Source organism: Hymenobacter swuensis DY53, from assembly GCF_000576555.1.
Lineage (GTDB): Bacteria > Bacteroidota > Bacteroidia > Cytophagales > Hymenobacteraceae > Hymenobacter > Hymenobacter swuensis.
The window spans coordinates 31,266-43,383 of the sequence record NZ_CP007144.1; the positions used below are offsets into that span (position 1 = coordinate 31,266).

Annotated in this window: 14 protein-coding genes and 2 pseudogenes; 8 read left to right on the top strand and 8 right to left on the bottom strand. The window is 63.1% G+C overall.

What is annotated here, in order from left to right:
- The first annotated feature begins 46 nt into the window (after window positions 1-46).
- The 4 genes from HSW_RS00365 to HSW_RS00380 all read left to right on the top strand — a co-directional run bounded on the left by HSW_RS00365 (window position 47) and on the right by HSW_RS00380 (window position 3,347).
- Window positions 47-679, top strand: coding sequence for an MOSC domain-containing protein (locus tag HSW_RS00365; RefSeq protein ID WP_044000318.1), 633 nt, complete (start codon window positions 47-49; stop codon window positions 677-679).
- 192 nt (window positions 680-871) lie between these two features.
- On the top strand, window positions 872-1,441 hold the full coding sequence (locus tag HSW_RS00370) for a Crp/Fnr family transcriptional regulator (protein ID WP_044000319.1): 570 nt from the start codon (window positions 872-874) through the stop codon (window positions 1,439-1,441).
- Between the two features lie 75 nt (window positions 1,442-1,516).
- Window positions 1,517-2,254, top strand: coding sequence for an SDR family oxidoreductase (locus HSW_RS00375; RefSeq protein ID WP_044000320.1), 738 nt, complete (start codon window positions 1,517-1,519; stop codon window positions 2,252-2,254).
- Between the two features lie 145 nt (window positions 2,255-2,399).
- Window positions 2,400-3,347, top strand: coding sequence for a quinone oxidoreductase family protein (locus HSW_RS00380; RefSeq protein WP_044000321.1), 948 nt, complete (start codon window positions 2,400-2,402; stop codon window positions 3,345-3,347).
- A 219-nt stretch (window positions 3,348-3,566) separates the two neighbouring features.
- Here HSW_RS00380 and HSW_RS00385 read toward each other — a convergent pair whose 3' ends face one another.
- From HSW_RS00385 to HSW_RS00395, 3 genes are all read right to left on the bottom strand, one after another.
- Complete coding sequence (locus tag HSW_RS00385; RefSeq protein WP_044000322.1) at window positions 3,567-3,911, bottom strand: antibiotic biosynthesis monooxygenase family protein; 345 nt, start codon at window positions 3,909-3,911, stop codon at window positions 3,567-3,569.
- 30 nt (window positions 3,912-3,941) lie between these two features.
- On the bottom strand, window positions 3,942-4,853 hold the full coding sequence (locus tag HSW_RS00390; protein ID WP_044000323.1) for a helix-turn-helix domain-containing protein: 912 nt from the start codon (window positions 4,851-4,853) through the stop codon (window positions 3,942-3,944).
- Between the two features lie 91 nt (window positions 4,854-4,944).
- A complete protein-coding gene (locus HSW_RS00395; RefSeq protein ID WP_044000324.1) occupies window positions 4,945-5,778 on the bottom strand; it encodes an oxidoreductase in 834 nt (277 codons plus the stop codon).
- A gap of 300 nt (window positions 5,779-6,078) precedes the next feature.
- Here HSW_RS00395 and HSW_RS25025 point away from each other — a divergent pair, with 300 nt between their 5' ends.
- Complete coding sequence (locus tag HSW_RS25025; protein WP_155832732.1) at window positions 6,079-6,219, top strand: hypothetical protein; 141 nt, start codon at window positions 6,079-6,081, stop codon at window positions 6,217-6,219.
- Between the two features lie 188 nt (window positions 6,220-6,407).
- Here HSW_RS25025 and HSW_RS24645 read toward each other — a convergent pair.
- The 4 genes and pseudogenes from HSW_RS24645 to HSW_RS23935 all read right to left on the bottom strand — a co-directional run.
- Window positions 6,408-6,545 (bottom strand): annotated as a pseudogene (locus HSW_RS24645) (NAD(P)-dependent alcohol dehydrogenase); the annotation flags it as partial.
- Between the two features lie 30 nt (window positions 6,546-6,575).
- Window positions 6,576-7,295 carry an SDR family NAD(P)-dependent oxidoreductase gene (locus HSW_RS00405; protein ID WP_052345935.1) on the bottom strand — a complete coding sequence of 240 codons (720 nt, stop codon included), beginning with the start codon at window positions 7,293-7,295 and terminating at the stop codon, window positions 6,576-6,578.
- A gap of 244 nt (window positions 7,296-7,539) precedes the next feature.
- Window positions 7,540-8,115 carry a Crp/Fnr family transcriptional regulator gene (locus HSW_RS00410; RefSeq protein ID WP_081768187.1) on the bottom strand — a complete coding sequence of 192 codons (576 nt, stop codon included), beginning with the start codon at window positions 8,113-8,115 and terminating at the stop codon, window positions 7,540-7,542.
- A 4-nt stretch (window positions 8,116-8,119) separates the two neighbouring features.
- Window positions 8,120-8,473 (bottom strand): hypothetical protein, encoded by a 354-nt coding sequence (locus HSW_RS23935; RefSeq protein ID WP_155832733.1) that lies wholly within the window; start codon window positions 8,471-8,473, stop codon window positions 8,120-8,122.
- 178 nt (window positions 8,474-8,651) lie between these two features.
- Between HSW_RS23935 and HSW_RS22275 the strand changes: the two genes are divergently transcribed.
- On the top strand, window positions 8,652-9,407 hold the full coding sequence (locus HSW_RS22275) for a serine hydrolase (protein WP_052345936.1): 756 nt from the start codon (window positions 8,652-8,654) through the stop codon (window positions 9,405-9,407).
- A gap of 149 nt (window positions 9,408-9,556) precedes the next feature.
- Here HSW_RS22275 and HSW_RS24650 read toward each other — a convergent pair.
- Window positions 9,557-9,646, bottom strand: a pseudogene (locus HSW_RS24650) (Crp/Fnr family transcriptional regulator); the annotation flags it as partial.
- A gap of 80 nt (window positions 9,647-9,726) precedes the next feature.
- Between HSW_RS24650 and HSW_RS00420 the strand changes: the two are divergent.
- Window positions 9,727-10,668, top strand: coding sequence for a helix-turn-helix domain-containing protein (locus HSW_RS00420; protein ID WP_044000326.1), 942 nt, complete (start codon window positions 9,727-9,729; stop codon window positions 10,666-10,668).
- 93 nt (window positions 10,669-10,761) lie between these two features.
- Window positions 10,762-11,514: an SDR family NAD(P)-dependent oxidoreductase gene (locus HSW_RS00425; RefSeq protein ID WP_044000327.1), complete on the top strand. Its 753-nt coding sequence runs from the start codon at window positions 10,762-10,764 to the stop codon at window positions 11,512-11,514.
- The last annotated feature ends 604 nt before the right edge of the window (window positions 11,515-12,118 follow it).

Below are 12,118 nucleotides of genomic sequence, written 5' to 3' on the forward strand. Positions count from 1 at the left end.
CCTGTCAGCCAGCGCCGCTTTTCCACTGATTTTTGCTCTTCATCCCATGCAACTTCTCTCTCTTAATGTCGGGCTGCCCCGCGTGCTGCAGTGGAACGGCCGTGCCATCAACACGGCTATCTTCAAGCAGCCGGTGGCGGGCCCCGTCGCCCTGGCGGGGTATAACCTGGCCGGCGACGCGCAAGCCGACCTGCGCGTGCACGGCGGCCCCGACAAGGCAGTGTATGCCTACGACATTGCCCACTATGCGGCCTGGCGCGCCCTGCTACCCAACTGGACGGATTGGACACCCGGCTTATTTGGGGAAAACCTGACGACGGAAGGCTTGCTCGAAACGGCCGTGCGGATGGGTGACGTGTTTGGCCTTGGCACAGCCCGGCTACGGGCCGTGCAGCCCCGACAGCCCTGCTACAAGCTCAACGCCCGCTTCGAGGACGAGGGCATGGTTGCCCGCTTTGCCCAGGTAAACCGGCCGGGCATTTATTTCCGCATTGAGGAGCCGGGCACGGTACAGGCTGGCGATACGCTCACCCTGCTAGAAGCAGCCGCGACTGAAGTTACCATTCAGGATATTTCGCTGCTGCTGCGGGCGCGCACAATCGAGGCGGGCCGGCTAGCTGAGGTTCTGGCCCTGCCTCATCTGCCCGCCGAGGTGCGGCAGCAGCTCACCCGCCACTGAGCCGGCCGCTTTGCGGGGGCCGGGGCAATCCGCAAGCAGCCTTTTCCGCCCAACGCCAATTCGGGCTATGCGGCCGGGCTGGGGTAGCGGGCATTGGAGCGTACGGGTGGGTTGCCGGGTACCTGCCGGGCACGGAAAGCCTTTTTGCCAAATGGCAACTGCGGCCCCGCTGCGCCCGCGTACCTTGCCCCCATGGACGAACTCTTTACCTACCTGCTGCAGTTCGGCTCGCTCAACCCGCAGCAGCTGGACCTGATTGCCACCAAGGCCACTCCGCTGGCGCTGCCCCGCGACGCCTACTTTCTGGAGGCGGGCCAGGTGTCGCGGCGGGTCGGGTTTCTGCTGGAGGGCGTGCTGCGCATCTGCTACTACAACAACCAGGGCCAGGAAATCACCCGCAACTTCATCGACGAGCACCACCTGACCACCAACCTGCGCGGCCTGGAAGACGGCCTGGCCTCCGCCGAGTACGTGCAGGCCGTGACCGATTGCCGGCTGCTGGTATTCACCAAGCCTGACTGGGACGAGCTGGCCCACACCATCGTGGGCTGGCGCGAGATGGTGCACCAGATGACCACCCGGCACCTGCACGAGAAGCTGGCGCGCATCAGCCCCATGGTCAGCCAGGATGCCACCACCCGCTACCGGGAGTTTCTGGCCAACTACCCGCAGCTGGCCAACCGGATTCCGCTGTCTTACCTGGCCTCGTTTCTGGGCATGACGCAGTCCTCGCTGAGCCGGATTCGCCGCAACATCCGCTGACGCGCTTTTTGCCAAATGGCAACTCCGGGGCTTTTCGGGCGGGGGACCTTTGCGACGTAACCAACCGCAACGACCATGAAAACCGTCCTCATCACCGGCGCCAACAAAGGCATCGGCCTGGAAACCGCCCGGCAGCTGGCCCGGCAGGGCTACCACGTCTTTCTGGGCAGCCGCGACCTAGTCCGGGGCCAGCAGGCCGCCCGGCAGCTCCACGCCGAAGGCCTCTCCGAAGTAGAAGCCATCCAGCTCGACGTCACCAATGCCGATTCGGTGCAGGCCGCCCGGGCTGAAATCGGCCGCAAAACGCCGGTGCTCGACGCTCTCATCAACAATGCCGCCATTACCGGCGGGATGCCGCAAGCCGCGTTGGGGGCCGCAGTGGCCACGTTTCAGGAGGTGTTTGCCACCAACGTGTTCGGGGTGGTGCAGGTCACGCAGGCCTTTATTGACCTGCTGCGCCTGGCTCCTCAGCCCCGCATCGTTAATGTGGGCTCCAGCGGCGCCTCGCTGACGCTGAGCAGCGACCCGGCCTGGAAATACTACCACCACAAGGGCGCCGTCTACCCGGCCTCCAAGGCGGCGCTGCACATGTACACCATCGTGCTGGCCTACGAGCTGCGCGACACGCCCTTTAAGGTGAATGCCGTGGACCCGGGCTTCACGGCCACCGACCTCAACGGCCACCGCGGCACCGGCACCGTGCAGGAAGCCGGGACGCGGATTGCCAAATACGTGCTGGTGGGGGATGACGGCCCCACGGGCAAGTTTATCAGTGAGGAAAACACCCCTGTAACGGGTGAAATTCCGTGGTAACGCCGGGCATGACTGACTACCTACCGCCGGACCAGGAAGCGGCTTTCCAGCAGTGTCAGGCCGAGCCACACACTGCCGGAAAGCCCACCCCGGACCGAATTCATTCCGAGCAAACCGAAACCGAAGGAGTTATCCTAGCACACTTATGCAAGTAGTTCAATTTGCCGCCCACGGCGACGCCGACGTATTACAGCTGGTCGACGCGCCGATGCCCCGACCCCAGGAGGGCGAAGTATTGATTAAAGTGGCGGCCGCCGGGGTCAACTACGCCGACATCTGGCAGCGCAAGGGCAGCAGCCCCACGCCGCTCCCGCTGCCCTACGTGTCGGGCTACGAGGTGGCGGGGACCATCGAGGCCCTGGGCGAGGGCGTAACCACGCGGCAGCTGGGCCAGCGGGTGATGGCCATGCTCCCTAGCGGCGGCTATGCCGAATACGTGGTGGCCCCGGCCGCGCAGGCAATGCCCCTGCCGGCGGAGCTGGGCTACGCGCAGGCCACCGCCCTGCTGGCGCAGGGCCCCACGGCCGTGGGCCTGCTCAACACCGGAAGCTATGCCTCAGTGCTGGTGCTGGCCGCGACCGGGGGCGTAGGCTCATTGCTGGTGCAGGTGGCCAAAAACCGGGGCCTGCGGGTAGTGGCCGCCGTGGGCAGCGACGCGAAAAAAGCCGCCGCCCAAGCCAGTGGAGCCGACGCCGTAGTGTGCTACGCCGCCGCCGACTGGGTGCAGCAAGTCCGCGCCGCCACCGACGGCCAGGGCGTGGCCGCCTCGTTCGATGCCGTGGGCGGCCGCGTGGGGGCCGAGGCCCTGCTGGCCCTGGGCGCCGGCGGCACGGCCGTGGTGTACGGCGCGGCCAGCGGCGAGCCCACCCGGCTGGAAGCCCAGCAGCTTATCGGGCAGCGGCAGCTGGTGCGGGGCTACACGGTGTTTGCCGAAATGGCCCGATTCGGGGAATACACCGAGGAGCTGCTGGGGTACTTTCGGGCCGGTACCCTGCAGCTCCCCGTCCAGACGTACCCGATTGCGGAAGTCCGGACCGCGCAGCGCGAGCTGGAAGCCCGCCAAACGCAGGGAAAGGTGGCGCTGCTCTTTTGAGGCGGTTCCCTAGCCGTGGAGGCGTTAGGCAGGCGCTGCCACTAGTGGCGCTGACCCGAAGTACCAGAAAAAGTCAGCACAAGTAGGCCGGATGAGTCCGGCTTACTTGTGCTGACTTTTCCTGGTACATCAGCTAAGAAAGTGGCTTCCAACCACGTCCTTTTTACTAGTAGCGGGCAGGGAAATCGCCTTAGGCTGTTCCCGGAAGAAGAGTGCCTGTCAGCGCGTAACGGCCGCGTAGGGCAGGTAGCTGTCCATCCCGAACTCCTGCTTAAACTCGTCGCTCAGCGGGCCCAGCGCCGTCATGTGGGTGATGGTGGTGACTTCGCCCCATATTTTCAGCGGGACGGCCGTGTTCTGCATGTGCAGCCGGATGGCCGCTTCGTCGGCGTAACGTTCGTGCTGGCAGTAGCTGCCCTCGGCCTGGCGAAAAATCTCGTAGCTGAGCACGTGCGGCTCGGTTTGGGTGATGGCCAGCTGCTGGGCCAGCGCCTGCTCGTAGCGCGCCTGGTCGGCGGGCTGCACGGTGAAGGCAAAAATTAAATCAACGGTCTTGTTTTCCATGGAATGAAGGAGGAGGGAGATGAACTGGGGTTAGTGAACAGACAGCCGGTACTGGAGGGGTGAGACGGCGGCGTGCTGCTTAAAGAACTTGCTGAACGACTGGGAGTGCTCGAAGCCCAGGCGGTAGGCCACTTCCCCTACCGAGAGGGTGGTGGTGGTGAGTAGCTGTTTGGCGTAGTCCAGTAGTTTCTGCTGCACGTGCTGCCGGGCGGTGAGGCCCGTATGGGTGCGCAGCAGGTCGCTCAGGTAGTTGGCCGATAGGTTCAGCTGTCCGGCCAGCTCCTGCATGCTGGGCAGCCCGTGGCTGGGGAGCTGGTCGCCGGCCACGTACTCGGCCAGCAGTTGCTCGAAACGGCTCACCACGTCGTGACTGGCCGCCCGGCGCGTGAGGAACTGCCGGTGGTAAAACTGGTTGCAGTAGGTCAGCAGCAGGTCGAGGTGCGCCACCAGCAGGTCCTGGGTAAAGGCCGTGATGGGGGCGGCCACCTCCTGGGCCAGACGCTGCATCATGTCCAGCACCTGCTGCTGCTCGGCGGCCGAGAGGTGCAGGGCCTCGTTGACCGCGTAGCCGAAAAAGCCGTACTCCGTGATTTTGCGGGCCAGGGGATACCCCTGCAGAAAATCCGGGTGCACGACCACCAGGCAGCCTTCCAGCATTACCGGCACCTCCGACTCCAGGCGCACGGCCTGGTGCGGGGCGGTGAAAATCAGCACGCCCTCGTCGAAGTCGTAGTGCTGCTGGCCGTAGCGCAGCTGCCCCCCGGTCAGCTTCTTGAACGCAATGGTGTAGAAGCTGTAGGAAATGGTCTGCTGGGTGCGGGCCTGCATGTCCCGCAAGTCCACCACGCTGATGAGCGGATGCGTGGGCTTGGGCACCTGCAGCGTCTGGTGCAGGGCCGAGATGGAGCGCAGATGGTTCAGCGGCGGGCGGGACGATTTCATGCGAGCAAAGGAGAACAGGACCACCGGCCGGCGCCGTCCGGTGGCCAGTACCTGGCGCGGGCGATATGCCCGGCCAGTTGGGGAACAAAAATCAGGTCGGAAAATCGGTCGACACGGACAACGCGTGCCACTTTTCGGCTTCCGCCAGGCGGTGGCGCAACGCCTGGGGTACGTATTGTACGGCATCCGAGCCGGCCAGAAAGCGCAGCGGCGGTTCCGCCTCGTTGGTGAGTTGGACGATGGCGGCAGCTAGCCGCTGCGGGTCGCCGGGCTGCTGGCCGCTGAACTGGTCCACGTAGCTGAGCGTCTGGCCCACGGTCGGGGCGTAGTCGGGCAGGACATCCTGGGCCTTGTGCAGCGACTTGTCGCTGAGCAGCTCCGTGCGGAAGGTGCCCGGCTCCACCAGCGTCACCCGGATGCCCAGCGGCGCCACTTCCTGCTGCAGCGACTCGCTTAGGCCCTCCACGGCAAACTTGGACCCGCTGTAGCTCGACGAGGCCGGGGCCCCGATGACGCCCTGCATGGAGGAGATGTTAATGATGTGCCCGGCCCGCTGTTTCCGCAGTTGCGGCAGCACCGCCCGCGTCACGTGGAGCAGCCCGAACACGTTGGTATCGAACTGGCGGCGCACCTCGGCGTCGGTGGTGGTTTCCAGGGCCCCGAGCAGGGGGTAGCCGGCGTTGTTGACCACCACGTCGAGCCGGCCGTGCTGGTCGATGACCTGCTGCACGGCGCGCGCGGCGTCGGCCTCGCGGGTCACGTCCAAGTGCAGGGCGGTGAGGTGAGGGTGGTGGCCGAACGTGTCGGCGGCGGTTTCCGGGTGGCGGCTGGCGGCTACCACGTAGTCGCCGGCGGCGAGGGCCGCCCGGGCAATTTCAGCCCCGATGCCGCGGTTGGCACCGGTAATCAACCATACTTTGTTCATAAGAAGCGTCGCGAAGTTTTACGAAGGCAAAATTCCGCCGTCACCGTCCGGGTTTTGTAGCTCAACGCGGGGAAGTTGTAGCCCGTTTACGGTTTGGAGAGCATCTCCCCTGACTTGAGCCTGACGTCCCGGTCCGGACATGCTCGTAGCGGCGCCAAACCACCAGCGTGCACCGGCCGGCCAACAGGCACTGCCCCGAACTCAGCAGTCTCTTGCAAGTAGTGAACCGACGGCTGATGCTTCCTTTTCTTTACGCAGCTCAATAGCAGCTTCCCGGAGCTGAATACTCCCACCCTGGTCGTGGCCGGTGACGCCGATGATTCGCCCCTGACTACGCGCGGGCTGGCCTGGTTCACGGATGCCTTCACGCTGAGCCCTAGGGCCGAATGGCTGCTGACTTTGTCTGGCGCTGAGCATATGCTGGGCGGCATCACGGGCTAGCTGGTTACCAAAACCACCAATGAGAATCCTGCCCGCGTAGCCGCCGTGCAACAGCTGACATGGGTCTGTCTGCGCAATGCTCTCTATCCCGGTGACCCGGCCTGGCCGGTCGTTCGGGCGGCGTTTCTCGCCAGCCCCGAGCCCATCGGGCAACTAACCCACAAGTAATGGATGCGCTGCTTCCTCGGCATAACTTCAGCCCCGTGGGCTCTGGCAATCTGCAAGCCCAACAAGGCCACCCCGCCCGTACTTGGCACCAGCACCGAAAAGCAGGCGCGCACGCCGGCCCGCTCCACCAGGGCAAACCAGGCTGTCAGTCCGGCGCAATGGTTACTTCTTCCTTTGGAGGCGCATTCTCAGATGTTGGCGACCATGCGGCTAGCCGCTTGTGGGGCAATGCGCAGCAGCGTGGGCAAAAATTTCATGGGTCCCGGCAACGCCAGGGGCTGCCGCTGCGCTAGGGCCTTGAGCGTGACGGCCGCCACTTCCTCGGTCGTCATTTTCTTGCGGGTTTCGTGCGCGGTGCCGGGGGTGTCCGTGGTGGTCGGCAGCAGCTCCAGCACATGAATACCCTTCGGCGTAAGCTGCCGACGCAATCCTTCGGCAAAGCCATGCAGGCCCGCTTTCACCGCTCCGTAGGTCGGCGCCCGCGTGGGCGACACCAGGGCAAAGCCGGAGGTAACGAACACGAGGGCCGCCAGGGCCGGCCAGCGCACGAGCACCTCACTGGTTAATTGGATAGGGGCCGTCAGGTTCAGCGCCACCTCCTGTTCCAAGTCTACTGCCGGGTCACTGCCCGTCGTAAAGTCCCGCTCGATGAAGCGCCCGGCATTGTTAACCAGTACATCGAGCCGGCCAAACCGCTTCGCCACTTGGTCTAGCATCGCGGCCCGGTCCGCCGCGTTGGTCACGTCGGCCTGGATGGCCAGCGCAGCCGGGTAGGTCCGCGAAAAGGTGTCGAGGGCTTCCCGGGACCGGCCACACACGGCCACGGCGGCTCCCTGCGCCAGGAAGGCTTTCGCTAGGCCCAGCCCAATGCCCATCGTACCGCCCGTAATGAGAACAACTTGTGCCATGGAAGATGTTGAGTTTACTAGTTGAAAAACATTGAATTAGCTGCCTAACCTGCTGGGCAGCATCGACCGGACTGCCCCAAAACAGGGCAGTTTGTTGATGGGGGCCTTAGGCGTTGGTGGCACGCGCTAACCCGCGCAATGCCCAGTGCTGACTTCAGCCAGCGGTGTTTCCACGGACCGGAGGCGGCTTCGTCGCCCTTATTGGCGGTGAGGCCGGGGCATGCCCTGGCGGCGTACGCGCCTATCAGCTAGCCGTGCTTTTGCGTATGCGACTGAGCGACTGGGGGGTAATGCCCAGGTAAGACGCGATGTAGTGTTGCGGCACGTTCAGGACGAGGTCCGGGTAGCGCTTCACGAACTCCTCGTATTTCTGTTTGGCCGTGCCGAAATGCAAAAAGTCGCTGTCTTTTAGGTTGTTGAGCAGTGCCACCTCCGTCAGGAGCTTGCTGAGGATGAAGAGCTTGGGAATTTCGGCCAGCAGCTGCTGCCAGGTGCGCCGGTCGAGCCGCAGCAGCTCGCAGGGCGTGAGGGCCTGAATGCCTACCTGGGTGGGCCGGTTACTGTGAAAGCTCTCCAGGTCCAGGATAAACTGGTGGGGCCGGATGAAGCACCGGGTGGCTTCTTCTTCCGGCACCCGGCCCACCAGGTAGAGCCGGCACACCCCGGCGCTGACGAAGCCTAGCTGGTCGGGGTAGTCGCCGGGGGCAAAGAAATGCTCCCCCGCCCGCAGGTGCTGCGTGACAAACCGGCCCGTCACTTGGGTGATTTCGTCCGCGTTCAATACGCCCCCGAACCCGAATGCCTTGCGTAAATTTTCCATAGCACTACCGACGTGGCCGACGGGGGGCCGAAGCCAAGCAGCGGGTCGGTGCCCAAACGGCCTCCGGGTGGCGTAATAGCTGCGTGTGGCGCGGCAGCTGGTCGGTGGAGTGGTCGCCGCCGCGTTGATGACCCAGACTCACCAACCAGGGTTGAGTGGCCGGGGCCAACCAATTCAGCCGTTGAGCGGGGAAATTGAGCAGGAGCGTCTCGAGTGCGTGGGCGCAATTCAGGTTCCACGGCGTACCCGCTAAATTCTCGCCGGTGGCTACCAGATGGAAGGTGGGATAAGCCCCCGGAAAACCGCAGTTGCCCGTCTGTAATGCGTTGCCTTTCATAATCGTGGAAGTACGCTGCAAAGATTGAAGCGCTCCGGCGACATCCGCGTTACCAATTGGTAAGAAATACAACGACTGGCTAAAAAGCGCCCTGACACCTAGCCGGAGCATTCTTGGCCTTGCGCGTAGCAACCCCGCTCGTTTGTGCCGCGCACCACCGATTGCTCTGCCAGCCGGCCCCCACGGCCCCAAATTGCGTGTGGGTCGGCGACATCACCTACTTTACGCCCCAGGGCGGCGGGTACTGAAAATCCCCGACAAGTTCCTGCAGTTGGTTGGGGGCCCGGCTAAGCTGATGGCCTACATCCGGCAACTGGGCATCACACCGTTCGTAGTCGAGGTATCTGAAGCAGAAATGGCGGCAGCGTGGGCCAACCAATACCGCAATTGGAGTTATCCTTCGGCCCAGCTGGATTTGTTAAGCCAAGTGGGCCGACGAACGGCCCTCTCGAAAGCCAGCAGTAAGTTGCTGTGGCAACTGCTGCTGGATACGTCGGTTGGCCCGCAACGCCTCAAGGGCTTGTTGCCGGCGGGCACGCCCGTCGCGCACCGCACGGGCACCTCTGCCACCAACGCGCAGGGCTTGTCGCCCGCTCTAAATGACGTAGGCATCATCGTGCTGCCTAATGGCCAGCATGTGGCCCTCGCCGTTTTTGTAACGGATTCTTATGCTGACACAGCTGCTAGGGAGTTCGTAATGAAGTTAAAGGTGGTGACCTTGGAGTTAGTGGGGGAGGTTTCCATGTGCTGTGGTTGCTTGGTTTGGGCAAAGGCAGGAATCGCCGCGAGTAAGGCAAGAGCTAATTTTTTTTGTGGTCTCCCTCATGCGGCGCTGCCTGGCTGCCGGTGGATTGTGATGTTGCAAATTTCCGCCCCTGCCCCGCCGGCTGGGCGTGACCTGGCGCACTATTTTCGTGTGCGGTACATCACACCCGGCCAGCGCCCGGCGCGGTAAATCCCTATCATCAAACCAAAAGGCAGGTCCTGCCGAGCTCGTCGATCCGACGCTGCCGCGCATCTGGCCCGATTTACAATGGTGGCAATGCAACTTCACCTGCGCGGACGCCAAACGAGCAGGCCCACTTCCAGGGACCTCAACCGGCGCTAAGCAGTCAGCCGGCTCAGAGTTTTGCGCGACACGCCTAGGTAGGAAGCCAGCAACGTCTTGGGAATCCGTTGGCTCAGCGCTGGGTATCACCCGTTCGCCATAGTGATGGTGCTCGGCAATCACCTCGAGCGGCTGTACCTTTGAATCCTACAAGTACCCCGCTACGATGAAGACGACTGCGCTCCAGGCACTCTACCAAGAACTGGCTCCTTGCACCAGCCTCGACCTGAATACGCTGCTGCCAAGCGGTATTCAGCGCGAGGTGGGCCACTTTAACGTGTTTAATCTGGCCGACTTTTGGGAAACCAGCCAGCTGCGGCCCGGCGCCTCTTACCCCTGCCGCTCGTTCTACAAAATCAGCTTCCTGCGCAGCCGTAGCCGCGCCGAGTACGCCCACCAGACGATTGATATCGCGCCCGACACGCTGGTGTTTTCGACGCCCAGGGAGGGATTTCAGTGGTGGCCGGCCGAGCGGCAGCAAGGCCAGTTTTGCCTTTATTCGGCCGAGTTCATGCTACCCGTACTCGGGGGACTTACCCTTGACGAGCTGCCGCTGTTTCAGGCCAGCGGCCTGCCTGTATTTCAGCTAACACCCGCCGAGGCGGCGCGAACAGCGACTATTTTTGCCTATATGCACGAGGAGCTGGCCTCCGACTACGCCCACAAGTACGACCTGCTGCGGGCCTACGTGCTGGAGCTGCTGCACCTGGGCCAGAAGCGGCAGCCGGCCACCGTGCTGCACCCCGCCCACTCGGCGGCTCGCCTGGCCTCGCGCTTCGCGGAGCTGCTCGAGCGGCAGTTTCCCCTAACCACTTCCCAGCAGCAGGTGCCGCTGCGCACGGCCAAGGACTTTGCCGACCAGCTGGCCGTGCACGTCAACCACCTCAACAAGGTGCTCAAAGAGCACACCGGCCGCACCACCACCGACCTCATCGGCGGGCGGCTGGCTCAGGAGGCCAAGGTGCTGCTGCGCCAGTCTGACTGGACGCTTGGGGAAATTGCCGATAGCCTGGGCTTTGTCGATGTAGCCCACTTTTCGCACTTCTTCCGCCGCTACGCCACCGTCAGCCCGGGCGCTTTTCGGACGCAGGAAGCCGTCGTGATTTGATTTCTACAAAAATCAGATTGAGGGGTACAATACGGGCGGTAGCGGGCTGCCGGACCTTTGTCGGGTTCATTTCAACGTAACAAACCTCCACGTATGCGTACTGCCAAAATCGCCCTGCTTACCGGCGGCAGCCGGGGCCTGGGCAAGGACATGGTCCTTAAGCTAGCCCAACAGGGCATCGACGTTATCCTGACCTACCGCAGCCAGCAGGCGGAAGCCGCGGCCGTCGTAGCCGCCATTGAGGCCTTGGGCCGCCGTGCTGTGGCCCTCCCCCTCAATGTAGCCGATACGAGCACCTTTGCAGCCTTCTTCACCCAGGTCACGAACGTGCTGGTAGATACGTTCGGCACTGACAAAGTTGATTTCCTCATCAACAACGCGGGCACGGGCTTAATCGTCCCGTTTGCTGAGACAACCGAGGCGCAGGTTGACGAGTTGTTCAACCAGCACTTCAAGGGCGTGTATTTTCTGACCCAGCGGGCTTTGCCGCTGCTGCGCGACGGGGGCCGCATTATCAACATCACTTCGGCGGCTGCCCGCGTGGCGTATGCCGGCAATTCCGTTTATGCGAGCGTGAAAGGGGCCCTGGATGTACTCACCCGGCAGTTGGCCCTGGAACTGGGCAGCGGCGGCATTACCGTCAATGCCGTCGCGCCCGGGGCCGTATTTGGCGGCGGGGCCATGCAGGACACGCCCGAAATTCGGGCCTGGGTGAAGGAAGTCACGGCGCTAGGCCGCGTGGCCGAGCCGGATGATATCGGCGGTATCGTCGCCTTCCTCTGCTCCGACGCCGCCCGCTGGGTTAACGGCCAGCGCTTAGAAGCCACCGGCGGCGTGGTGCTGTAGTAAACCAGCAGGCTTTAATCAGCTTTTTAACCAACCGCTTACGCATTCACTGGCCTAGTCAGGTAGTGCGTAAGCGGTTGCAGCTGGGGGAATAGGTCTTCGACTGGGAGTCTTCAGCTGCTCCGACAGTTTAGCCTTTGTACCAAGGCCAAGCTTAACCCTGACCGGCAGTGCTATGACCAGCTCTGCGCGCAATGGCACCCCGCACTGTATTGTATGGCCGACCTGTCTATACCCTTCTTTAATGCGCTGCTATGTGAGGCATAAAGCAAAAAAGCAGTGCACAAGTGATTGCGGCAAATGCTATTTCTGGACCAACCTTTTAACCGTGGCCATGGGCAGCACAGTGACCCGGGTATGCCCATGGTACTTAGCGACTGAAACGGGATGATTTTCCCGGGCCTAGCAGTTGACCGCCACGGACAACACGAGTAGTGCGGGCAGGATACAAAAGTACCAGGGGGGCGGCTGGTCAGGTCTACCTAATGCCAGGCTTAGGGGGACAAATCACGGCTATTGGCACTGGTGGCCGGCAGTGGAAAGAACCCAAGGCCGACGCATTGGCGGCCAAGAATCCTATACTGGCATTTGCCAGCCACTGCCC

Bases quoted from the DNA above. Each gene is read 5' to 3' on its own strand.
- HSW_RS00410 (WP_081768187.1), bottom strand. From the start codon at position 8,115: ATGGAAAATTTACGCAAGGCATTCGGGTTCGGGGGCGTATTGAACGCG.
- HSW_RS00385 (WP_044000322.1), bottom strand. From the start codon at position 3,911: ATGGAAAACAAGACCGTTGATTTAATTTTTGCCTTCACCGTGCAGCCC.
- HSW_RS00405 (WP_052345935.1), bottom strand. From the start codon at position 7,295: ATGGCACAAGTTGTTCTCATTACGGGCGGTACGATGGGCATTGGGCTG.
- HSW_RS00380 (WP_044000321.1), top strand. From the start codon at position 2,400: ATGCAAGTAGTTCAATTTGCCGCCCACGGCGACGCCGACGTATTACAG.
- HSW_RS00425 (WP_044000327.1), top strand. From the start codon at position 10,762: ATGCGTACTGCCAAAATCGCCCTGCTTACCGGCGGCAGCCGGGGCCTG.
- HSW_RS00390 (WP_044000323.1), bottom strand. From the start codon at position 4,853: ATGAAATCGTCCCGCCCGCCGCTGAACCATCTGCGCTCCATCTCGGCC.
- HSW_RS00370 (WP_044000319.1), top strand. From the start codon at position 872: ATGGACGAACTCTTTACCTACCTGCTGCAGTTCGGCTCGCTCAACCCG.
- HSW_RS00375 (WP_044000320.1), top strand. From the start codon at position 1,517: ATGAAAACCGTCCTCATCACCGGCGCCAACAAAGGCATCGGCCTGGAA.
- HSW_RS00365 (WP_044000318.1), top strand. From the start codon at position 47: ATGCAACTTCTCTCTCTTAATGTCGGGCTGCCCCGCGTGCTGCAGTGG.
- HSW_RS00420 (WP_044000326.1), top strand. From the start codon at position 9,727: ATGAAGACGACTGCGCTCCAGGCACTCTACCAAGAACTGGCTCCTTGC.
- HSW_RS00395 (WP_044000324.1), bottom strand. From the start codon at position 5,778: ATGAACAAAGTATGGTTGATTACCGGTGCCAACCGCGGCATCGGGGCT.